The sequence below is a fragment of the Myxococcus sp. MxC21-1 genome (genome assembly GCF_032612255.1).
Taxonomy (GTDB): Bacteria; Myxococcota; Myxococcia; order Myxococcales; family Myxococcaceae; genus Myxococcus; species Myxococcus virescens.
Map to the genome: position 1 here is coordinate 456,374 of NZ_CP123278.1, position 19,779 is coordinate 476,152.

Below are 19,779 nucleotides of genomic sequence, written 5' to 3' on the forward strand. Positions count from 1 at the left end.
TCTGGCGGGTTCGCGGCGGCCATCCTGGGCCGCCGCGGGCCTCGGCTCAGAAGCTCCACTTGTGCTTGTTCCGCTCGATGAAGCGCGCCACGGGAGGAATCCGGGCGATGAGCGGCGTGAGCACGAACACCGCGGCCAGGCGCAGCGGCTTCACCACCTGCGACGCCGCGTAGGCCGCCGCCCAACTGCCCGCCTTCTCGCCGGTGCTGCTGGGCTGGAAGCCGAACTCGATGGCGGCATAGAAGCCGACGATCACCAGGCCGAAGATGACGTAGTTCACCACCAGCGCCAGCGGCCCGAATTCGAGCATCAGGTTCTTGAAGCGGGCCATCAGCGAGGGCTTCGCTGGCTTGGCCGCGGCCTCGGTGGGTGGGGGCGTGTCGGAGACTGAAGGATTCACGTCGGGCTCAACAGGCGGCATGGTGACACCATGCCCCAATCCCGTGCCGGCCGGGAGATGGAGCGAGCGGACAAGGAAGGGGTGGGTGGGCACTCTTCGTTGTCAGGACTCCGGGGAGCGGGATAGAGGAGGGCGCGCGACATGAAAGTCTCCCATCGATTCGTCCTCCTCGTGATTGTCGCGGTGCTCGCCGCAGACCAGGTGACCAAGTACCTGGCTGTCTCTCGGCTGACGGATGCCCTGGATGGGCGGGAAGGCCTGGCGCGGGTGACGGGCTTCGTCACCGAGCGGAACCTGGACAACCGCCCGCCGCCCGAGGACGGCTCGTACCGGGTGTTGCGGCCCTATCGCTTCATCGAGGACTACTGGCACTTCCGCTACGTGGAGAACCCGGGCGCGGCCTGGGGCATCTTCGGCGACATGCCCGAGGGCGTGCGGCGCCTCTTCTTCCTCGTGGTGAGCCTGGCGGCCATGGGCTTCATCTTCGTGATGTACCGGCGCACGCCCATGGAGCAGCGGCTGGCCCGGGTGGCCCTGGCGCTGGTGACGGCTGGCGCGCTGGGCAACTTCGTGGACCGGTTGTTGCGTGGCTACGTCATCGACTTCATCGACTGGCACTGGCGCAACCAGCCGGGGATGCGCTGGCCGACCTTCAACGTGGCGGACGTGGCCATCACCGTCGGGGTGAGTCTCATGCTGCTGGACTCGCTGCGGGCGCCGAAAAGCCCCAATCCGTGACGGGCGGGCGGCGGCTGGTGTAAGTCCCGGCCCGTGCCGCGCAAATACATCATCCTCCTCGCCGTCACCCTTGGCGTCATCGTGCTCGACCAGTGGACGAAGTACCTCGTCGTCCGCGAGCTGACCACCCAGATGGAAGGCAAGGAGCGCCTGGGCGAGCGCCTGGCCGCGATGTACTCCGAGCCGCCCCCCAGGGGCTTCACGGGGATGCACTACCAGCCCCGGCGGCACATCGAGATTTCAGAGTCGTTCTTCCGCATCCGCTACCTGGAGAACCCGGGCGCCGCGTGGGGCATGTTCCGGAGCATGCCGCCGGAGGCGCGGGTGCCGCTCTTCCACGTGGCCATCATTGGCGCGCTCATCCTCATCACCTTCAGCTTCCGCAAGCTGACCGGCACGGACCCGGAAGAGAAGTGGGCGCTGTGGGGGCTGCCGCTGGTGCTGGGCGGCGCGCTGGGCAACTACATCGACCGCATCGCCCGGGCCTTCGTCATCGACTTCCTCGAGGTCCACTGGTTCGACAAGGCGACCTTCCCGTCCTTCAACGTCGCCGACGCGGCCATCTGCATTGGCGTGGGCATGCTCATCGTCGACTCCTTCGTCCGCAAGGAGAAGCCGGCCCAGGCCCCCACCCAGGCCTAGGCCGCCGAATCGGGCCGAGCAGCCGGGCGGGCCCGGATGCGCGCATGCGTGTCGTCCCGCCCGCGCAACGAGGGTAGCCTTCGTTGCCATGCTCCCCGTCCTCGTCCACCTCACCTTCACTTCGCTCTGGTCGCAGCTCCTGCTGTACGCGATGGCCGCGGGCACGGTGGGCTACGTCGTCTTCAACGGCTGGCGCAGCGCCGAGGGTGAGCTGGATGCCCGCACGGGCACGCGTGCGCCAGTGTCCTCGCAAGACCGGCTGCTGCGGGCCGCGGGGTATGGCGTCGTGGGCGCGGTGCTGGCCTGGTTCGCCCTGCAGTACGCGCTGCCGCCCGGGGCCTTTCCGGGCGCCAAGGGCGAGGGCATCCCCGTGCACACCTACGGCCTGCTGCTGGCCCTGGGCTTCATCACCGCGGTGACGGTGGCGGGACGGCTGGCGCAGGACGAATGGCGCACGCTGGAGCTGAAGGACGGGGCGTGGGTGGACGTGGAGGGGCCGAAGAAGCGCGAGCAAATCATGGACATGACGGTCTGGATTCTGCTCGGCGGCATCGGCGGGAGCCGGCTGCTCTTCGTGCTCGTGAACTGGCAGGACTACGCCCGTGACTGGACGCAGGTGTTCTCCCTGGGCGGAGGGCTCGTCTTCTATGGCGGCTTGATTGGCGCGTCCGTGGCCGCGTTCGTGTTCGCGCGGATGCATGGCCTGGACTTCTGGCGCCTCGCCGACGTGTGCATCCCCACCGTGTCGTTGGGCCAGTGCCTGGGCCGCCTGGGGTGCTTCAGCGCGGGGTGCTGCTGGGGGGACGTGGCGCCCGCGCATGCCGCCACCGCCGTGCACTTCCCCGGCAGCGGGGTGGCGCAGGACCTCCTGGGCGGGACGGGCAACACGTCCAGCCTGGCGTATTCGTCCCAGCTCCAGGACACGCGGTACGTCGTGGAGGCCACGGGTGAAATCTTCCACCACGCCGCGCCTGGCGCGGTGCGCATCTCAGATTGGGTGGCGCAGCAGGGCCACACCCTGGGGGTGTACCCCACCCAGCTCTTCGAGTCCGTCGGGCAGCTGGTGCTCTTCGTGGGGCTGCTGTACGCCCGGCGCTACCGTCGCTTCCATGGCCACGTCCTGGCGTTCTGGCTGATGGCCTACGCGGTGCTGCGGAGCACGGTGGAGCTGTTCCGTGGGGATGTGGAGCGCGGCACGCTGCACGGCCTGCTCCAGTCGCTGGGGGCCGGGGAGCTGGCGGCGGCGGTGCCGCTGGAGGCGTGGTACAATGTCTCCACCAGCCAGTTCATCTCCCTGTGCATGTTCACCTTTGGCGCGGTGCTGCTTGCCCAGAAGGGCCGCCGCCGGGAGAGCGAGGCGGCAAGCCTGGGGCCTACCCCCTCGGCTGCGTGAGGTTGAATCGCGCGGGCCTCTTGGGGACACTCTGAGGAGTCATGCCGCCCCCCGACGCCCGACAGTCCGGTTCCAAGAGCTTCGCTGGCAGGTCCACCCCGGCCGACCCCGGCTCCAGCGAGGCCGTCCTCCAGGAGTGCGAAGCCCTGGAGGCGGAGGTCGCCGTCCTCCGCAATCTCTACGAACAGTACTTCCTGGGCAACGAGCGTCAGGCGCCGTCGCGCGCTCACGAAGACCTCAAGAAGCGGATGAACAAGCTGAAGGGCGCGTTCATCCGCAGCACCTCCGCCAAGTTCCGCGTCGCCGGCCTGTACAACAAGTTCCTCACGTACGAACGGCTGTGGGCGCGCACGCTCCAGGAAATCGAAGCGGGCACCTATCGCCGGGATGTCTTCAAGGCGCGCCGCCGCGCGGAGGGCCGGAAGGCCGGCGCGACGGGCGCGGCGGGCCAGAAGGGCGTGGTCGAACTGCCGGAGGACATCTCCGACATGGACTTCGAGGAGGTGGAGGAGTTGATCCGCCCCCGTCCTGTCAATGAGCCGCAGGTGGCCGCCAGCTTTCTCCAGGCCACGGGTGGAACGCCGTCGAAGGGCCCGCCCGCGGTCGCGCCGCTGACGCCCGCCATCGCGCCCGTCATGCCCGCGGTGGGAAGCACGCCGCTGCGAGGCACCCTCCGTTGCGCCGCTGACGGGGATTCCCTCCGTGGCGCCCGTGGCGGGGACACCGCCGCGCGGTCAGCCCACCGTGTCGTCCGCGGTGGGGGCACGCCTGCGCACGGCACGTCGGTGGCGCCGCCGGGCATGGCGGCGAAGGCGCCGGGCGCCGTGGCCAGCACGCCGCCTCCGTCGCGGCCCGTGGCTGCTGGCGCCGGGAGCATGGCTCCCCCGTCGAGGGCGCCCGGCACGGGCGCGGCCGGCAGCATCCCTCCGCCGTCGCGGCCCGCGTCGACGCCGCCTTCCTCCGCCGCGTCCCGGCCTCCTTCGGCGAGCGGCGGAGGCGGGTTGGCGGACGACAAGCTGCGTGCCGTCTACGACGCGTACGTCACCGCGAAGCGTCGCTGCCAGGAGGACACGTCGAAGCTGTCCTACGAGTCGGTGGCGGCCACGTTGCGCAAGCAGGTGCCGGAGCTGCTCAAGCAGCACAACGCGAAGGCGGTGGAGTTCAAGGTCGTCATCAAGGACGGCAAGGCGTCGCTCAAGGCCGTGCCGAAGTAGACGTCACTGGACAGTGTGCGGGGGCCGCACGTCGTTGGCTGGACGCAGGTGTGTGCGCGCCCCCTTCCGCTGCCGACCTGCCCCCCGCGCCACCAGTGTCGGGAATCGTCGCCTGCTGAAAGAACGACTGCCTCTGCTGCTGGAGCGGGTTGTCGCCCCGGGGGTGCCTCCCTAGCTTGCGTTTCGCGTAAGCGGCCGGTGGGCGGCGCGAGACACTGCGGGAGGCGACGTGGGGATTCGGCGGAGGTGGCTCGGGCTTTCCATGGTGATGGGACTCTCACTGGGCACGGGGTGCATGTCGCCCTCTCAGGAGGCCCAGGAGCGTCTCGCGGCGCTGGAGGCCGAAGGCGAGGCGATGGACGCGGTGCTCGACTCCGTCGAGGAGCGGCTCCTGGGCAACCAGGCCATGCTCCAGACGTGGCAGGAGCTTGGCCGCCGCCACCAGCAGGTGACGCAGCTGCACTGCGAGTCGTCCGACCCGCACATGGTCGCGATGATGAAGCACTACAAGAAGCAGGAGGACCGCGCGCGTCAGCTCAAGCGGCGCGGCAGTGGTGTCGCCTCGGTGGACAAGGCGGTGCTCACCTCCGGCAAGGCGCCGCGCGGCAACAACTGACGGCGCTCAGACGCTGAGCCATTCGCGGAAGCGCTGCGACTGGTGGCGGGCGCAGCGACAGGACGAACAGCGACGAAAGGGGGTGGCGAGATGCAGCCCATCTGCAAGCCGGGCGAGGACGGGATGCCGCCGCCGAGCCTCATCGAGCGCGGCCTCTGTCGGCCAGCGCCTTGAAGGGGCTCAGCGTCGTCGCAGAAGCCACGCGCGAGCGGAGCGGTCCATCGCGGCGACGGCGCGGAGGAAGAGGCTGGGGGACATGCGGCGCAGGCGCCAGCCCCAGCGCGCATCCGCCATGGGGACGGTGTAGAGGCTTCGCGCGTCCACGGCCTTCAGGAGCCTGCGCGCGACGACCTCCGGACCCATGCGGGCCGCATCCATCATCCCGACGGCGAGGGCGCGCAGCGTGTCGTTGGCGTAGGCGCCCGAGCTGGCAATCTGGGTGCGGAAGAAGCTGGGGCACGCCACGGTGACGCCGATGCCGGTGGCCCTCAGCTCGGCGTGGAGTGTCTCGGAGAGCGCGACCACGCCCGCCTTGGACACGTTGTAGGCCGCCAGGTCGGGCACGTACACGAGCCCCGCCGCCGAGGCGATGTTGAGGATGTGGCCGGACCCCTGCCTGCGCATCCGGGGGACGAAGACATGGCAGCCGTGGATGACGCCCCACAGGTTGATGTCCAGCACGCGCTTCCATTCGGAGAGCGACAGCTCGCCCACTGGGCCCGCGCTGACGACGCCCGCGTTGTTGACCAGCAGGTCCACGCCGCCCAGGAGCCGCTCCGCGGCGTCGGCCATGGCTTCGACCTGGGCCGGCTCGGTGACATCACAGACATGGACGTGGGCTTCGCCTCCCGCGCGGGTGACGCGCAGCGCGGTCTCCTCGGCGGAGGCGGCGTTGATGTCGGTGACGAGCACGCGGGCCCGCCTGCGTGCGAGCTCCTCGCAGAGTGCGCGGCCCAGGCCGGTGCCTGCGCCGGTGATGACGGCTCTTGGATGGGATGGAAGGCTCATGCGTGTCGTTGGCGCTCAGCATGACCCTGTCGCGGCCTTCGCCGCCATCACCCCGGCGGCGCCTTGACGCGAGCACCCAGAACGGCCCTGACACCGGGTGTTCCATGACACACCTGACATCCCTGTCCCAAAATCGCGAACGCGGCTCCTGGCGCCAGGCAAGCGAGCGGGGCGTCAGTGACGACGCGGGCGAATCCGGGTACAACCGCCGCCGTGAGACGCGCCTTGTGCGGAGCGTTCGCCGCCATCGCGGTGGGCCTCTTCGGATGCAACGACTTGGAAGTCTGTGGCTCGACGGCCAGCGACATCACGCGTGATGGCGGGGAGCCCTACCGCTGCGTCACGGCCGAGGACTGCCCGCGCACCTCGCGCGTCAACGTCTGCGTCACCGACGTCTCGCCAGTGGAAGTCTGCGTCCGCTGTCAGGACACGAAGTGCGTCACCGTGACGCCGGAGGCCTGCGACTGATGAAGTCCTTGCGGCTCGCGCTCGCCGTGCTGTCCCTGGCCGCCACGGCGTGCCGGGACAAGCCCGTGGACCATCTCCAGCGGGCCCGTGATGCCACCTTCGAGAAGCGGCCCGACGAGGCGCTCGTCGAGTACCGCAAGGCCTTCGACGCGCTTCGCCACGACTCCTCACCGGAGGCGCTGGTGCTCCGCGCGCGCGCCCTCAAGGGGGCCGCGGATGTCTACTGGCTGGAGCAGCGCAAGGTGAAGGAGGCGGTGGGCGTCTACCGCGAGCTCATCCAGCAGTGCCCCGAGTCGCCGGAGGCGCTCGAGGCCCGCATCATCCTGGCGGACCTGCTGCGCGTGCATTACCGCGACCTGCGCGGCGCCATCGACCAGCTCACCGCGGCCCTCAAGCTCAATCCACCGCAGGGCGCGGAGCTGCACTACCTGGTCACCAAGCTCTACTTCGAGCTGGGCGACTATCAGCAGTGCGAGCTGGAGACCCGCCGAGTCATGGAGCGCTTCCCCACGAGCGCCTACGTGGATGACGCCCTGTACCTCCAAGCCCAGGCCATCGCGATGATGGAGGGCCGCCGCCAGGAGGCCTCCCGCACCTTCGCGGACCTGCGCACGCGCTTCCCGGACTCCGAGCTGGCGCCGCACGCCCTCTTCGAGATGGGCAAGCTGCGCGCCGACGCCGGAGAGAACGAGAAGGCCATCGAGACGTGGGTGGATGCGCTGAAGACACACCCCGACCCCGCGCTGGTGCAGGACTACATCGCGAGGGCGCGTCGGCGCATCGCCAACACCACGGCCGCGGGCGTGGGGCAGCGCGAGGTGGCCTTCGACCGCGTCCGCCCGGCGCGTACGTCGCTGGAAGCCGTCGGTGGCCGCCCCGAGGAAGCCGCGCACGAGCACGACTGACGCGGGGCGGACACGCCGCCCTACGCCGGGACGTCCAGCGTCGCTTCCAGCAGGTTCGCGGGGCCGGCCCCATCTCCGGAGAGGGCCGCCAGGAGCAGCCGCACGCGTCCCTGTTCCACCCGGGCATCGACGCCCGTCACCGTCACGTGGCCCTCCAGCGCGTCGAGGAACTGCGGCGAGCCATCCGGAGCCAGCACGCCCACCACGGAGCCGCCCACGGCTGCCGTCGGGCCGGTGCTCCCCGCGGTCGCGGTGAAGACCATCCGCCCGCCAGGAAGCGGCGATGCCGCCGTGAAGGACAGCCGCATGCCTCCGGCCTGTCCCAGCTCCCAGCGGCGCGTCATGCGCACCACGTCCGGGCCCAGCGCGCCGGCTTCCAGTCCGCGCAGCACCCGCTCCGCGTCCAGGTCCACGAGCGCGTCGGTGCCGGGCTCGCCGCTGCCGCGCTGGAGCAGCCGCATCAGTCCGCCCGACATCGCCGCCCCAGCGATGCGGAGCGGTCCGAACTCCCGGCTGAGCTGGGTGTACAGCGCGGTGACGTCCACGGGCCGGGCATCTCCCGCCAGGGTGCCGTCCGCGCCCAGGGCGACCAGCGCGCCGCGCTGTCTGCCCGAGGAGGTGCCCGACGGCAGCATCAGCAGCGAACCGTGGGGCGCGCTGCCCTGGGGCACCAGCAGACAGGGCACCTCCAGGTCGGGCTGCGACGACTTGAGGGAGACAGACGCGTCGGGCTGGTGGTTCGCGACAAGCACCACGCCATGACCGGGGCTTGCCTTCGACAGGGAGAACGCGGCCAGGTGCAGCGGCTCATCCGCGACGGTGTAGAGCCAGTCGCCCGAGCGGACCAGTCCGCTCGAGGCGGTGACGTGAGACGGACGTCCTGGCGCGGCGGGCGCCTCCAGGTCGAGGGTGCGCCGTGGGGTCAGGTGAAGCATGGCCGTGTCTCCCGCGAAGCCGCGGCCTCACGGGCCCCGGCGCTTCAGAGCAGCGTACCGCGCAGCAGGAGGCTGGCGACGGTGAAGTAGATGAGGACGCCGCTAACGTCCACCAGTGTGGCCACGAAGGGAGCGGAGGCGCTCGCGGGGTCGAAGCCGAACTTTCGCAGCACCAGGGGCAGCATGGAGCCGGCCAGGGTGCCGAACGTCACCACGCCCAGCACGGACAGGGCAACGGTGATGCCCAGCACGAAGGCGTGCTCCCCGTAGACGCCGGAGATGGAGTTCCAGATGAGGATGCGCGCCAGGCCCACCACACCCAGCACCACGCCCAACACCAGTCCGGAGAGCAGCTCGCGGCGCGCCACGCGCCACCAGTCCCTCAGCCGCATCTCGCCCAGCGCGAGCGAGCGGATGATGAGCGTGGAGGCCTGACTGCCGGAGTTGCCGCCCGAGGAGATGATGAGCGGCACGAAGAGGCTCAGCACCACGGCGGTGGCGATTTCGTCCTCGAAGCTGCTCATCGCGGTGGCGGTGAGCATCTGCCCGAGGAAGAGCACCAGCAGCCAGCCGATGCGCTTCTTCAACATGCCGAAGAAGCCGGTTTCGAAATAGGGCGCCTCCAGGGCCTCCATACCGCCGGCCTTCTGGATGTCCTCGGTGGCCTCTTCCTGGACGACGTCGACGATGTCGTCCACCGTGACGATGCCCTTCATCCGCTGCTGGACGTCGAGCACGGGCAGGGCCATGAAGCCGTGCTCGGTGAAGAGCCGGCTCACGGCCTCCTGGTCGGTGTCTTCCGACACGGTGATGACGTCGCGCTGCATGACGTCCGCCACGCGCTTGTCGCTGGCCGTCTGGAAGAGCTGACGCAGGGACAGCACGCCCAGCAGGTGCTGTTCGGCGTCGAGCACATAGGCGTAGTAGACGGTCTCCACCCGCTCCCGCGCCTGCTTGCGCAGGTAGCTGATGGCCTCGTCGATGGACATGTCCGGCCGCACGCGGGCGAAGCGCGGATTCATCAGACCGCCGGCGTCGTCCTCCGCGTAGGCCAGGAGCACGTTGACTTCGCGGCGGCTGGCGTCGTCGAGCTGCGAGAGGATGGACTCCGCCTGCTCGGGTTCCACCGCCTGTACCAGGTCGGCCAGGTCGTCCGGGGGCAGCAGCCGGACCCAGGTCCGTCGCTCTGCCGGCTGAAGGTGGAGGATGAGCTCCGCCTGCTCGCGCGCCGACAACGCCAGGAAGAAGTCGTCCGCCACCGAAGCGGGAAGCAACCGGAAGCCCTCCAGCCGCTCATCGATGGAGAGCACGGGCCACGCCTCGTGCAGTTCCTCCATGGAGAGCGCGGCGCTCTGGGGGCTTTCCATCATGGGGGCTCACCTCCGGGCGTGTAGGGTGGAGCGCGTGGTGCCGCGGCGCGCGGGCCTCTCTACACCCGGAAGGCCAGGTATCGCGAGAGGCAGGCAGGCGACATTTCGCGCTTTCCTTCCGTGTGTGCCCCAACCGTCTCGTTATTTCAACGAAGACGCACGCCGTTCGTACACCCGCGTCCCACCGAGGCCCTGTCCGCCGCCGGCCTCCCAGTAGAAGCGCGGAGAGAGGGTTCGCAGTCCGGGAGACAGGTCCGCGTTGCCTGGCAGCAGCTCCAGTCCCAGCGGGCCCTGGGACTCGGGCGGCACGGGCACTGCGGAGCCGACGCGGGACTGCCGCCACTGGAGGAAGGGGATGGCGAAGCCGGGGCGGAGGGGCGCGCTCACCAACTCGAGCGGCGCGTCCACGACCAGGGTGCCTCGTTCGGTCAGCGCGCCATCCACCGCGGCCCACCGGTACAGCGTCTGTCCTGGCTGCGGCAGGAGCAGGGTGTCCACGCGGGTCCACACCGCGCCATCCTCGATGCCCGCTGGCACGCCCGGCAGGCGCTGACACGGCGCCTCCGAGGCGACGAAGGCCCCGCTCGGGCCCAGCCGGAACGTGCACGCGCGGCTGTCGGGTTCCTGCGTCACCTGGATGACGCTGACCGTGTCGGGGCCCAGACGCACGAGCAGGCCCAGCACCATGTCGACGCCGAAGGGCAGCTGGTTGACCCGTCCCCACGGAGTGGGGGTGGCACCGATGACGACACCTTCCGAGGTGAAGGCGAAGCGGTGCAGGCGCTCCGAGTCGAGCACCCACAGCTCATCCGCGGTGGCGAGCCGGTTCTGGATGACCTTCACGGTGTCGCGCTGGTTGAGCAGGAGCGAACCGGTGAGCTCGAGTTCCGAGCCGGTGTCGACGAAGCGGCGCACCCGGTCCTCGCCCACGACCCAGACGACATCTCCCGCGACGGCCACGTCGGGCATGCCGGAGACGCCGCCGAGTGGTGTCTGGGTTCCGTTCGACGCGTGCACCGCCACGCCGTCACACAGCCAGGTGCCATGCGTGGTGCGGTCCAGTTGCGTGCAGCGGGGCAGCGGGAGCACTGTCGGCGCTCCTCCGGTCCACGCGCGTGACACGTAGGCGCCGAACTGCTGGAGGCTGCCCACCGGGGCGAAGGCGACGCGGACGTGGTGGCGTCCGGTGGTCGTCGGGGTGAAGCGGACGGTGGCCGCCTGTCCATTGCCGGTGAGGGACGCCTCCGCGGCCACGGCGTGGTTGTTCGGGTCGAACACCTCCGCCGTGATGCTGTCGGGGACCTGGGAGGTGTCGGGGCCCTCACAGGTGGAGTTCAGGCTCGGCTGGACGTGGAGCTCCGCGGGGACCTCCAGCGACAGCAGGGGCGGGGTCTGTCCCATGCCTCCTGGCAGCGGGACGACGCCGCATTCATCGCCGGTGTTCGCACACCCGGACAGGGACAGCATCGCGGACCATGCGAGCAAGCAGGGAACGGTCTTCATCGAGGGGGGCGCCGCCCGGGTGACCTCGGCCTGGGGGAGGCGGCGCAGGCTCCAGGGCCTTCTTACCCCATCCGCGGGCCGGGCCGGTGACAGGCGTGGCGCCGTGTCAGGCCCCGTGCTTCCAGCGCGTCATTTTTCACAGAAAGGAGCGGTGACATGCAGACGACGAACCTGACGAGCCCGATGAATCCCGACACCTTGAACGACACGGTCATCGGCATCGGTGTGCTCGCGCCCGTCGCCCTGCTGCCCGCTCCCGTGCTGCCCGGTCTACCCATTGGCGGTAGCTGGCCCGGACTCTGACGCCTTTCGCCCGTCCATCGACGTGGCATGGCAGGCCAGAGGCCGGGCTCCCCGAGGGAACCCGGCCTCTTTCTTTTCCGGGTCGTGGCAGCACATGCGGTCGTGGCCGAGTGGTCAGGCCCCTGGTCGCCATCCAGGTGAACACGGGTTCGAATCCCGTCGACCGCTTTCCGGCAGCCCACTCGGGTTGCCGTCATCGAAGAACGCCGCGGTAGCCCAATTGGTAGAGGCGCTGCACTCAGAATGCAGAGGGTGCGGGTTCGAATCCCGCTCGCGGCAAGGTTGTTTCCGGGACGTAGCTCAGCTTGGACAAGAGCGCGCGCTTGGGGTTCGCTGCTACTACCCCTCCATTGGAGAGCAGAGCTCCACCAGGACGCCGTTGAGGTCTCTCACGTAGGCCACCGTCTGTCCCCAGGGCTTCTGCTTGGGAGGTTGCGTCGCCTCAGCGCCCGCCGCCACGGCGCGCGCGTACGCGGCGGCCACGTCGGCGGTGACGAGCGCCAGTTCAATGGCCGCGGCCTCCTCCTTCGGCCGCAGATGGCGCACGGTGAAGCCATGCTCCTTCGCCGCGCCTTCCTCGACGAAGGCCAGGGCGGTGGTGCCTGTCTCCATCTCCGCGTAGCCACCGCTCTCGTGGATGAAGCGGCGCGCCAGTCCGAAGGCCTTCTCGTAGAAGGCGATGGCGCCGCTCACGTCCGGTACGTAGAGGATGATGTAGCCGAGCTTCATGGCGGACTCCTGTTGGTCAGTGGGACGTCTGTGTGAGTGCGTCGTCACACGGATGGCACGGGCCTGTCTTGAAGGAATCGGACAGCGCTCAACCCACGAGTGCGGTGGGCGACACGCCGGCCAGTTCCCGCACGTCTCGTGACAGATGCGCCTGGTCCGCGTAGCCGCATTCGAGCGCGATGTCACACAGGTCCGTGCCCTCACGGGAGTGCAGCAGGGACACCGCCCGTTGGAAGCGCAGCACGCGCGCGAGCAGCTTCGGCGGTACGCCGGCTTCGTCCAGGATGTCCCGGTGCAGGGTGCGCTCACTCACGCCCAGCTCGCGAGCGAGCGCGGCCATGCGCACCTGCCCCGATGAGGCTTGGAGGTGTCCCAGTGCCTGGACGGCGCGCGGCTTCGCCATGCTCCGGAACGAAGCCCAGCGTCGGGCGATGGTGCGCTGGAGCAGGGCCATGGCCTGGGCGGGCGAGGCGCAGTCTTCCATCCGCCGCTGAAGCTGCATAAGGGCGGGCGAGCAATCCTGGGCGGAGACGTTGAGTCCGCAGAGTTCACGCGGACTGACACCCAGCAGGGCCTGCGCCCAGCCGGGACGGAGCCTGACGCCCAGGCTCACCCCGCCGGGCTCGAGGTCGACGAGGATGAAGCGCTTCATGGGGCCGACGACGGCCAGCCGGGGGGCGGTCAGCCACACCGGGCCTGGGGCATGTTGGAATCCGAAGATGAGGTCGGTGCAGCCATCCGGAAGGACCCGGTGCTGCCGGGGGAGGGGGACGTCGTGGGGCTTTCGGGGCACCCAGAACTGCCAGAACGCGTCCACCGCATCCGCCATCTCGATAGGCGGTGCCCACTGGGTGTAGCCCTGCTGCTGCGCGTCCTCCGCCATCGCGTCCCTGTTTTCAGCCCGTGCACAGCCTGTCAGGCCCTGTGCGGCCATTGCGTCCATTTCCCGTGAAAGGAGCGGTGGCCATGAAGACGGCGAACCTGACGAGCCCGATGAATCCCGACACCCTGAACGATACTGTCATCGGCATCGATGCGCTCGCACTCGCTGGCCGGGCCACCGCTCGTGATTCCAAGCGGGGGGCGACCTCCCGTCGAGATCTCCCGCCTGGGTTCTGACCCACCGTGCCCCGTCGAAGGACAGGGCATGGCAGGCCAGAGGCCGGGCTCCCCGAGGGGACCCGGCCTCTTTCTTTTCCGGGTCAACCCCACTGCTCCGGGATGCGATTGGAATCGCAGCACGGCCGTCTACCGTGTGAACAGGGTTCGATTCCCTGTCGGAGCGCTCATCCCCGAGGTGGCGCCCATGAATCCCCTCCCCATCGAGTCCGAGCCGGAAGACCTGTTCGACGGCATCGCTTCCTTCTGACACCGCGCCCCGTGGCTGGGGCGCTCTCGCAGTCGCAGTTCCGGTCTTGTAGCTCAGAGGATAGAGCACTCGGTTGCGGACCGAGAGGCCGCAGGTTCGACTCCTGCCAGGACCATTTTTCTACTCAGTCATTACGCATGGTTGGCCACGGCCTCCGCCTGTGTCGCACGTATGTCGCACGCGGGCGTAAGCGGGAGGTCCAGCACTCGCACCGCGTGACGACGCGTGTCGGGACTGAGGTGGGCATACCGCTCCGTCATGTCGATGGTGGCGTGCCCCATCAGCTCTTGGATGACCTTCAGGGGGACGCCCCTCATCGCGAGGTGGCTCCCGTAGGTGTGGCGCAGGTCGTGCCAGCCGATGATGCCTTCCTCTCGCGTGATACCGGCTCGGCGGAGTGAGCGCACGAGAGGCAGGTCCATCTTGCCCGGCGTGAGCGGCTTCCCATCTTCCTGGCAGAACACGTAGAGCCCACGAAGGTGTCGATGCTCCTTCAGCGCGTCCACCGCAGAGGAGGGCAGCTCCACCGTTCGCTCGCGGCCTCCCTTGGGCACGTCGGTCACGCCACGCCAGATCGCCCGGCGCACGTGGAGAAGACCGCGCTTCAAGTCCACGTCAGCCCACTGGAGCCCGATAAGCTCCCCTTGCCGCAGGCCCGTCTTGCTGGCCACCAGCAGCACCGGCCTCCACTCCGGCTCGGCCATGGAGACCAGCCGTTCGGCCTCCTCGAACGTGAGGAAGTCGAAGGACGGCTTGGGGAGATTCCTGAAGAGCTGCACGCGCGGAGCCTGCGGAATCACCTCTTGCTCCACGGCGACGCGCAGCAGCTTGCTGAGCACCGTGAGGACGTTGTTGATGGTCTTCAAGCTCAACGCCTTGGGGGCGTCTCCCTTGCGCTTGCGAACCGCTGACCGTGAAGCGGTCTCCTTCCGGACGCGTGACGCCGACTTCTTCTTCCGCATCAGGGACTTGAAGTCTTCGATCTCCGCCAATCCGATGCTGTTCAGAGGCATCTCACCGAAGAAGGGGGTGAGGTGGTCCCTCAGGACCTGTTGCTTGTGCGTGACGCTGGAGTGCTTGTTGTTGTTCTCGCTGTAGGTGAGGAAGCGCGGTGCGAACTTCGCCAACGTGAGCGCGCAGCTTTCCTCCGTCTGCATCTCCTTTCCGAAAGTCCCGTTGAGCAGGGCGTTGCGCAGCTCGCGTTCGTATTGTTCGGCACCCCGACGGGTCTGAACGGGCGAGACCTTTACGACTCGCTGCTTCCGTCCGTCCGCGTGCTGAAACACGAAGTCCACTTGCCACGCCTCCTCAGACTTTCCTTCCTTCGTCGTCCACTTCCGCAACCTGACGCTCATCGTTGACTCCCGAGCGCAGAATCACGGCCCTTACCTGCCGGGCATTCTACCAATGCTGCGCGGCGGATGCGGACCGCTTTACCGATGCGGATGACCCCGGGGACTTGTCCGAGCCGGATGGACTCATAGAGCGTCTTCCGATTCACGCGCAGGAGTGCTGCGGCTTCTTCCACGGTGAGGAAGTCGGGAACCCCGGGGCGGGCCACCGCTGCGAGCACAGAGGCCTTGCGACAGGTGCTGTGGCTCATGAAGGTTTCCCCAGCAGTCGGTCCCGCAGGGAGCGCGTCCGCGCAACGTGGGGATGGGCATTCGAGGCTGATGGGAACGGAACGACCTTCGCGTCGTAGGTCGAAGGGGCATCGCTCCCGCTCACGTGCCATGGCGGAAGCCAGCCCCGCGCTTTGCTGTCGCGTTGCTCAACCCAACCCGCTGGCTTCAACGCGGCCAGGAAGGTCCGTTTCTGTGGTGCGTGCTTCTGTCCGGTGGACTTGCAGAACCCCACCAGGGCCATGAAGAGGGCGTCATTTGTGAGCGCTTGGGTCTTTCCGACTCGGGGCCCCGTGCTCGTGGTCCAAATCGAGGCGAAGTAGGGGACGTGTGTCGCCCAATTGTAGAGCTGTCGGTCTGGCTCAGGGCTCTCGCTGAGTTCACGGAGGAATTGCTCCGTCACGGGCTCGCTGAGCTGCTGGAGTTCATCGCGGGATGCGTTCGTGTGCGGTCTGCGGACGCGCTTCATGTCCACCGCGCGGGTGCTCATCTCGTAGGCGAAGGCGGCCACCTGCCGCATGAACTCTCGTGTGAAGGCGTCATCCGTGCCCGGAGCATGGAGCGACTCCAAGAAATCGCGGTGGGACAGCCCCAGGTCCGGGTGTTGGTACTCGGCGGGCTTCGTCCTGTTGTGGAAGACCGTCCATCGCCGGTCGCTCTCCTCCAGTTCGATGGGCTTGGAGCGGTTGGTTGCCGCGATGAGCGCGACGCGGTTGACCGCTGGAGTACGGGCAACGCCCTTGCTCTCCAGGAACACCTCGCCATCGGTGATGGTCGCCTTGAGACCGTCGCCCAGCGACCCACCACGCTTGTGGTTGTCGAGCAACTCGTTGGCGAAGACCAACAGCTTCGTGGCGAAGTGGTGATTGTAGGGCTTGGCGAGGTCGGCTTCCCCAATCTGGACGCAGTTCGCGGGGCCGAGTACGTGCGCCAGGATGCGATAGAGCACGTTCTTTCCGGTGCCCGGGGGCCCCTGGAGCAGGACCGCGGTTCCCGGCTTGGAGCCTGGGTTCTGCACCTTGAACGCAATCCAGTTCAGGAGCCAATCAAGTCCGGCATCGTCCTCCGCGAGCCAGAGAAGGACACGTCGCACGTCGGCCCAGTCCCCCGGCTCAGGGGCGAGCGTAGGCGCCTCCCAGGTGTTGACCAGGAGCGTTTCGTCCTCGCGCGGCAACAGCTCGGGGGCGTTGGGGCGGCATTCGAGCCCCATGACTCCGACGCAGAGCTGCGGCACGTTGGGTCCTACGGCCAAGGGGCTGGCACCTCTCGGCCACGAGTCACGTGGGGGAAGAAGCTGGCGCAGTATCAAGTAGTCCTCGGCGGCCTTCTGGGTGAGGAAGTCCGAGCTGAAGGAGCGGCCACCCGGTCGGCGCGACAGGTAACGCTCCAGGGGGACGACCTTCACCAGAGGAAGTCTCGCAACAACGGCGCGTGCAGCTTCTTCGTCGGCGTTCGAAGTGGCCTCATTTTCGGGAGGGCAGTTCGGAGTCATGAGGCGCTCCCAGTTCGGTGGTTGGAGGTCGCCACGAGCAGGACGGTTCGACGCCATGCGGCTTCTTCCGCCTCGCGATTGGCCTTCCGCTGAAGGTCCCACTGCTGGAGCTTGGCGCGTGCGCCGTCCAGTCCTCGAAGCGCCTCCCCCCAGACGTCGCGGGAGGGCTCCAGCTTGCCGAGCGCATCCAGTGAGCGCTGGGCGATGGCGAGCAGGCTCTCCGAGCTTTCATCGGGCGAGGCAACCCGGGCCAGCATCTCCGTCAGGCGGTTGATGCCAAGGTGGCGTTGCCCGTCGAGCATGAGCACTGCGCCTGCGTCCATCTGCGCGATGACCTGGCAGTAGTCCTTCCGTTTGAAGCGGCTCAGTCGCTTGCGAATGACCTGGAGGTCCACGGAGGCCGCTCCGGCGACCTGCCGCACGCTGGGGCGCTCGATGTAGCGGGCGAAGGGTTGGCGCAGCATGGGGCCAAACAGCGCTTCCACGTCGAGTGGTTGGCCTCGGTGATGTTCGGGAGTCGGGCGCGGTGTGGGGTTCGCGGGGTTCCAGCTCGGCAGGTAGTAGAGGCGCGCCACATCCTTGCAGGACGCATCCGCCTTCAACGCGGCCGTAGCCTGCGCCGCGAGTCCCAAGTAGTCCATGAGGTGCGGCCAGAGGCTGTCGGCCCACCGGCTTGGCGAGCCAACCGCGACGGGCTCACTGAATGGGAGGACGACGCGGTAGCGGATGGGCTTGAAGTGATGCCCGTAGGAATGGGTCGGGTATGCGAGGAACCAGAGGCCACGCTGGCGAAGGCTCGCGAGCCACGCGTCCAACGCGGCCAGCTCCTCGCCGTCGAAGTCCACGACGGCCAGGGCGACGTGCGAGAAGTTCGCATTGCGCCTGTATGGCGTGGGTGTGGGGTCGCCGCCCTTGCCCTCGTAGAGCCCATTGGCGCGAGGTGGGAGAGGCTTGGCGGGGATGACGGCGTGACCGTCCTTCTCCGTGCGAAGCGTCGGGTCCAGGGCGTCCTCGAAGAACTCCGACATGAGGCCATCGATGGACGAGAACTCCCGGACGGAGAGTTGGTCTGGCTGGAAGCGCGAGGGGGTGATGCAGAGAGTCCAAGTCATGGGGCCCGACGCTGGGGAGTTCGATGGATGCACGACGACGGCGCGGTGTTGAACAGGGAGTGGCGACACTTCGCGGGGGTGTGACGGACGCCCCGGCGCTGGGTGTTCCGTCACAGCTCCGTCATGGCTTTTTTCACTCTGTAGGTGACGGAGTGACGGAGACCTCTCATTCCTAAGAGAAGAAAGAAGAAGAGGGAGAGGGGACCATCGTCCGTCAGTCACAGCGTCATGGCCCCGGTGGGGTTGGGGACAGTGCGCGCTCATTCGCCCTTCCCGACAAGGCTGTAGGCCCGAGGCACCGCGCCGCGAACGCCGGGCTGGTACTTGGAGAACTCGCGCACCACGCCAGCAGCGACGAGCACCGCGAGGCAGCGCCGGATGGCCTGCTCTCCCGCTCCGAGCGCGCCGCACAGCTCCTTCACGGTGCGCCCGTGGGGGCCTGCGTCGGTGAGCGCTGCGACGATGCGAGGGCGGTACTGCTCGACCTGTTCAATCATGTGCTGGGCTCCTCAAACGGTGTTGATGGGGACGCCCGCCGCGCGTGGTCCACTGGACTGTCAATGGCCACGTCTAGCGGTGTCCTTCCCCCGGTAAATGCGTGCGGCTTTTGCGGGTGGCCCACGCGGCCATTTCCGGGCCATTTTTCGGCCACGGCTGACTGGATGTGGTCTCAGCTAAATGGGTGCGGATTCCGTGGGTGGCGCGGGCGACCTGCGAAGGCCCCCCCGGCTCGGATTTCCGATGGGTGGCCACTCAGGACCGTGCTTGGCGGTGGTACACGCTGAGAAAATCCCGCAGAAAATCGCGAGGCTCCCTTGCCGCGATGTGTTCAGCGTGGCGCGGTGGTTCCGGAACTTCCTGAACACATGCCGCATGGGGACCGCGTGCGCCGAGGGGAGTTTTGAGGGGCGCGGGGCATAGGTTTAGAGAAAAACCGCAGCCTCCTTCGTGCCAGGACAAACGGAGAAGGGCTGGAAGCCGCGCTCATCCTGGTACGGTCCTGCCATGCCCCCTGGAGGTCGTCCGCGCGTGTTCTTGTCACTTGCCCGGCTTGCCCTGCCCCTCGTGCTCCTGGTGGGCCTGACGGCTGCGGCACAGCCCCAGGATGCCCTCCGTGGGCGGGAGCTGAAGCGGCGGCGGGTGGCGTTCTCGGCGTCCACGGCTGGCAACCCCGTGGCGCTTCACGTCGCGCCGGGCTACCTCACCGCGTTGGAGTTCGACTCCCCTGTGGACCGTGATGCGGTGGTACTTGGGGACCCTGGGGGGCGACTCGCGCTGTTCGAGGTCACGTCACGAGCCATCTTGCTCAAGCCCGCGATGGAGCTGGGCCCCGGGCGAGGTGTGGAGCTGACCATTCCGTTCGCGGATGGGGCCGCCCCTGCCCGCGTCGTGCTCTCGCTGGTCACGCACCCCTCCGAGGTCGACGCGCAGGTGATGGTGTCGCGCCTCCCACGCACGGCGGAAGCGATTCAGGCCGAACTGGACGAGGTGCGTGCCACCTGTGCGGCCAAGGATGCCGAGTTGGAAGCGCTCCGGGCCCGGAACGTGGCCAGTGGCCCTGCCGGGATGATCCTCGCGGGGTTGCTGAACGATCGAGGATTCAAAGCCGGAAGCCCTGAGAGGTTGCTGTCGCAGGGAGGGGGGGATTTGGTCTCGCGGGATGTTGTGACGTACCGATCAAGTGGGTGGGGAGCTGTGTCCCTATGGGTCCGCAACATTGGCTCTCACCCTTGGACGCCCGTGGAGGCACGGCTCACCGTGGCTGCGAACGGTGAACGCATCAACGTGCTCGCGGTGCGCATGAAGGAACCTCGGATCGAACCGGGTGGGACAGCCCTTGTGGTGGTGGAGACTGGGGCGCCCAACTGGCCGGAAGGCGCGGCGCTCCGGTTGGAGCTGCGCGACAACGACGGGGGTCGCCGCCTTCTCATTCCTCGACTCCCGTTCTAGAGCGTCGAAC

The 19,779-nt window shown here is 68.4% G+C and carries 22 protein-coding genes and 3 tRNA genes; 13 read left to right on the forward strand and 12 right to left on the reverse strand.

Annotated elements, in window-relative coordinates; translation table 11 throughout:
• Window positions 1–46: 46 nt before the first annotated feature.
• Entirely contained in the window at window positions 47–400 is a 354-nt protein-coding gene (locus tag QEG98_RS02135) for a hypothetical protein (protein ID WP_090486788.1), read from the reverse strand.
• Window positions 401–541: 141 nt separating this feature from the next.
• Between QEG98_RS02135 and lspA (QEG98_RS02140) the strand changes: the two genes are divergently transcribed.
• From lspA (QEG98_RS02140) to QEG98_RS02160, 5 genes are all read left to right on the forward strand, one after another.
• Complete coding sequence (gene lspA, locus QEG98_RS02140) at window positions 542–1,138, forward strand: signal peptidase II (RefSeq protein WP_316565559.1); 597 nt, start codon at window positions 542–544, stop codon at window positions 1,136–1,138.
• 33 nt (window positions 1,139–1,171) lie between these two features.
• Entirely contained in the window at window positions 1,172–1,780 is a 609-nt protein-coding gene (lspA, locus tag QEG98_RS02145) for a signal peptidase II (RefSeq protein WP_316565560.1), read from the forward strand.
• 88 nt (window positions 1,781–1,868) lie between these two features.
• Window positions 1,869–3,173 (forward strand): prolipoprotein diacylglyceryl transferase, encoded by a 1,305-nt coding sequence (locus QEG98_RS02150; RefSeq protein ID WP_316565561.1) that lies wholly within the window; start codon window positions 1,869–1,871, stop codon window positions 3,171–3,173.
• 41 nt (window positions 3,174–3,214) lie between these two features.
• Window positions 3,215–4,387, forward strand: a complete 1,173-nt coding sequence (locus QEG98_RS02155; RefSeq protein ID WP_316565562.1) for an MXAN_5187 C-terminal domain-containing protein — start codon at window positions 3,215–3,217, stop codon at window positions 4,385–4,387.
• 229 nt (window positions 4,388–4,616) lie between these two features.
• Window positions 4,617–5,003: a hypothetical protein gene (locus QEG98_RS02160; protein ID WP_316565563.1), complete on the forward strand. Its 387-nt coding sequence runs from the start codon at window positions 4,617–4,619 to the stop codon at window positions 5,001–5,003.
• Window positions 5,004–5,183: 180 nt separating this feature from the next.
• Here the strand turns inward: QEG98_RS02160 and QEG98_RS02165 are convergent, their stop codons facing one another.
• The gene (locus tag QEG98_RS02165) at window positions 5,184–6,011 is read right to left on the reverse strand and encodes an SDR family NAD(P)-dependent oxidoreductase (RefSeq protein WP_316565564.1); all 828 of its coding nucleotides are present in this window, start codon (window positions 6,009–6,011) and stop codon (window positions 5,184–5,186) included.
• A 177-nt stretch (window positions 6,012–6,188) separates the two neighbouring features.
• Here QEG98_RS02165 and QEG98_RS02170 point away from each other — a divergent pair, with 177 nt between their 5' ends.
• Window positions 6,189–6,479 carry a hypothetical protein gene (locus tag QEG98_RS02170; RefSeq protein WP_090486772.1) on the forward strand — a complete coding sequence of 97 codons (291 nt, stop codon included), beginning with the start codon at window positions 6,189–6,191 and terminating at the stop codon, window positions 6,477–6,479.
• Window positions 6,479–7,384 carry a tetratricopeptide repeat protein gene (locus QEG98_RS02175; protein WP_090486769.1) on the forward strand — a complete coding sequence of 302 codons (906 nt, stop codon included), beginning with the start codon at window positions 6,479–6,481 and terminating at the stop codon, window positions 7,382–7,384. The genes QEG98_RS02170 and QEG98_RS02175 overlap by 1 nt, the downstream gene beginning before the upstream one ends.
• Window positions 7,385–7,404: 20 nt before the next feature.
• On the opposite strand, the gene QEG98_RS02180 is transcribed toward QEG98_RS02175, so the two are convergent.
• The 3 genes from QEG98_RS02180 to QEG98_RS02190 form a co-directional block, all read right to left on the reverse strand.
• On the reverse strand, window positions 7,405–8,319 hold the full coding sequence (locus tag QEG98_RS02180; RefSeq protein WP_316565565.1) for a DUF6929 family protein: 915 nt from the start codon (window positions 8,317–8,319) through the stop codon (window positions 7,405–7,407).
• Window positions 8,320–8,363: 44 nt separating this feature from the next.
• Window positions 8,364–9,689: a magnesium transporter gene (gene mgtE / locus QEG98_RS02185; RefSeq protein WP_316565566.1), complete on the reverse strand. Its 1,326-nt coding sequence runs from the start codon at window positions 9,687–9,689 to the stop codon at window positions 8,364–8,366.
• Between the two features lie 141 nt (window positions 9,690–9,830).
• On the reverse strand, window positions 9,831–11,090 hold the full coding sequence (locus tag QEG98_RS02190) for a hypothetical protein (protein ID WP_316565567.1): 1,260 nt from the start codon (window positions 11,088–11,090) through the stop codon (window positions 9,831–9,833).
• A 258-nt stretch (window positions 11,091–11,348) separates the two neighbouring features.
• On the opposite strand from QEG98_RS02190, the gene QEG98_RS02195 reads away from it, so the two are divergent.
• From QEG98_RS02195 to QEG98_RS02205, 3 genes are all read left to right on the forward strand, one after another.
• Window positions 11,349–11,495: a hypothetical protein gene (locus QEG98_RS02195; protein ID WP_167371033.1), complete on the forward strand. Its 147-nt coding sequence runs from the start codon at window positions 11,349–11,351 to the stop codon at window positions 11,493–11,495.
• A 96-nt stretch (window positions 11,496–11,591) separates the two neighbouring features.
• Window positions 11,592–11,663, forward strand: a tRNA-Gly gene (locus tag QEG98_RS02200).
• Window positions 11,664–11,700: 37 nt separating this feature from the next.
• A tRNA-Leu gene (locus QEG98_RS02205) sits at window positions 11,701–11,774 on the forward strand.
• Between the two features lie 60 nt (window positions 11,775–11,834).
• Here QEG98_RS02205 and QEG98_RS02210 read toward each other — a convergent pair.
• Window positions 11,835–12,224, reverse strand: a complete 390-nt coding sequence (locus QEG98_RS02210; protein WP_090486757.1) for a VOC family protein — start codon at window positions 12,222–12,224, stop codon at window positions 11,835–11,837.
• 88 nt (window positions 12,225–12,312) lie between these two features.
• Window positions 12,313–13,107 (reverse strand): helix-turn-helix domain-containing protein, encoded by a 795-nt coding sequence (locus QEG98_RS02215; RefSeq protein WP_316565568.1) that lies wholly within the window; start codon window positions 13,105–13,107, stop codon window positions 12,313–12,315.
• 83 nt (window positions 13,108–13,190) lie between these two features.
• Here QEG98_RS02215 and QEG98_RS02220 point away from each other — a divergent pair, with 83 nt between their 5' ends.
• Together QEG98_RS02220 and QEG98_RS02225 are read left to right on the forward strand one after the other, a co-directional pair.
• Complete coding sequence (locus QEG98_RS02220; protein ID WP_153881173.1) at window positions 13,191–13,343, forward strand: hypothetical protein; 153 nt, start codon at window positions 13,191–13,193, stop codon at window positions 13,341–13,343.
• A 292-nt stretch (window positions 13,344–13,635) separates the two neighbouring features.
• Window positions 13,636–13,708 (forward strand) — tRNA-Arg (locus tag QEG98_RS02225).
• Between the two features lie 16 nt (window positions 13,709–13,724).
• On the opposite strand, the gene QEG98_RS02230 is transcribed toward QEG98_RS02225, so the two are convergent.
• The 5 genes from QEG98_RS02230 to QEG98_RS02250 form a co-directional block, all read right to left on the reverse strand.
• Window positions 13,725–14,948, reverse strand: coding sequence for a tyrosine-type recombinase/integrase (locus QEG98_RS02230; protein WP_316565569.1), 1,224 nt, complete (start codon window positions 14,946–14,948; stop codon window positions 13,725–13,727).
• Entirely contained in the window at window positions 14,945–15,196 is a 252-nt protein-coding gene (locus QEG98_RS02235) for a helix-turn-helix domain-containing protein (protein ID WP_316565570.1), read from the reverse strand. The genes QEG98_RS02230 and QEG98_RS02235 overlap by 4 nt, the downstream gene beginning before the upstream one ends.
• A complete protein-coding gene (locus QEG98_RS02240; RefSeq protein ID WP_316565571.1) occupies window positions 15,193–16,620 on the reverse strand; it encodes a DUF5906 domain-containing protein in 1,428 nt (475 codons plus the stop codon). The genes QEG98_RS02235 and QEG98_RS02240 overlap by 4 nt, the downstream gene beginning before the upstream one ends.
• Window positions 16,621–16,703: 83 nt before the next feature.
• Window positions 16,704–17,819 carry a hypothetical protein gene (locus QEG98_RS02245; RefSeq protein ID WP_316565572.1) on the reverse strand — a complete coding sequence of 372 codons (1,116 nt, stop codon included), beginning with the start codon at window positions 17,817–17,819 and terminating at the stop codon, window positions 16,704–16,706.
• A 260-nt stretch (window positions 17,820–18,079) separates the two neighbouring features.
• On the reverse strand, window positions 18,080–18,316 hold the full coding sequence (locus QEG98_RS02250; protein ID WP_140874021.1) for a hypothetical protein: 237 nt from the start codon (window positions 18,314–18,316) through the stop codon (window positions 18,080–18,082).
• Between the two features lie 532 nt (window positions 18,317–18,848).
• Here QEG98_RS02250 and QEG98_RS02255 point away from each other — a divergent pair.
• A complete protein-coding gene (locus QEG98_RS02255; protein WP_316565573.1) occupies window positions 18,849–19,769 on the forward strand; it encodes a DUF2381 family protein in 921 nt (306 codons plus the stop codon).
• Window positions 19,770–19,779 lie beyond the last annotated feature (10 nt).

Excerpts from the sequence above, each read along its gene's own strand:
- QEG98_RS02165 (WP_316565564.1), bottom strand. The coding sequence starts at position 6,011 with ATGAGCCTTCCATCCCATCCAAGAGCCGTCATCACCGGCGCAGGCACC.
- QEG98_RS02150 (WP_316565561.1), top strand. The coding sequence starts at position 1,869 with ATGCTCCCCGTCCTCGTCCACCTCACCTTCACTTCGCTCTGGTCGCAG.
- QEG98_RS02220 (WP_153881173.1), top strand. The coding sequence starts at position 13,191 with ATGAAGACGGCGAACCTGACGAGCCCGATGAATCCCGACACCCTGAAC.
- QEG98_RS02155 (WP_316565562.1), top strand. The coding sequence starts at position 3,215 with ATGCCGCCCCCCGACGCCCGACAGTCCGGTTCCAAGAGCTTCGCTGGC.
- QEG98_RS02235 (WP_316565570.1), bottom strand. The coding sequence starts at position 15,196 with ATGAGCCACAGCACCTGTCGCAAGGCCTCTGTGCTCGCAGCGGTGGCC.
- QEG98_RS02215 (WP_316565568.1), bottom strand. The coding sequence starts at position 13,107 with ATGGCGGAGGACGCGCAGCAGCAGGGCTACACCCAGTGGGCACCGCCT.
- QEG98_RS02250 (WP_140874021.1), bottom strand. The coding sequence starts at position 18,316 with ATGATTGAACAGGTCGAGCAGTACCGCCCTCGCATCGTCGCAGCGCTC.
- QEG98_RS02210 (WP_090486757.1), bottom strand. The coding sequence starts at position 12,224 with ATGAAGCTCGGCTACATCATCCTCTACGTACCGGACGTGAGCGGCGCC.
- QEG98_RS02175 (WP_090486769.1), top strand. The coding sequence starts at position 6,479 with ATGAAGTCCTTGCGGCTCGCGCTCGCCGTGCTGTCCCTGGCCGCCACG.
- QEG98_RS02195 (WP_167371033.1), top strand. The coding sequence starts at position 11,349 with ATGCAGACGACGAACCTGACGAGCCCGATGAATCCCGACACCTTGAAC.
- mgtE (WP_316565566.1), bottom strand. The coding sequence starts at position 9,689 with ATGATGGAAAGCCCCCAGAGCGCCGCGCTCTCCATGGAGGAACTGCAC.
- QEG98_RS02180 (WP_316565565.1), bottom strand. The coding sequence starts at position 8,319 with ATGCTTCACCTGACCCCACGGCGCACCCTCGACCTGGAGGCGCCCGCC.
- QEG98_RS02245 (WP_316565572.1), bottom strand. The coding sequence starts at position 17,819 with ATGACTTGGACTCTCTGCATCACCCCCTCGCGCTTCCAGCCAGACCAA.
- lspA (WP_316565559.1), top strand. The coding sequence starts at position 542 with ATGAAAGTCTCCCATCGATTCGTCCTCCTCGTGATTGTCGCGGTGCTC.
- QEG98_RS02190 (WP_316565567.1), bottom strand. The coding sequence starts at position 11,090 with ATGGGACAGACCCCGCCCCTGCTGTCGCTGGAGGTCCCCGCGGAGCTC.
- QEG98_RS02230 (WP_316565569.1), bottom strand. The coding sequence starts at position 14,948 with ATGAGCGTCAGGTTGCGGAAGTGGACGACGAAGGAAGGAAAGTCTGAG.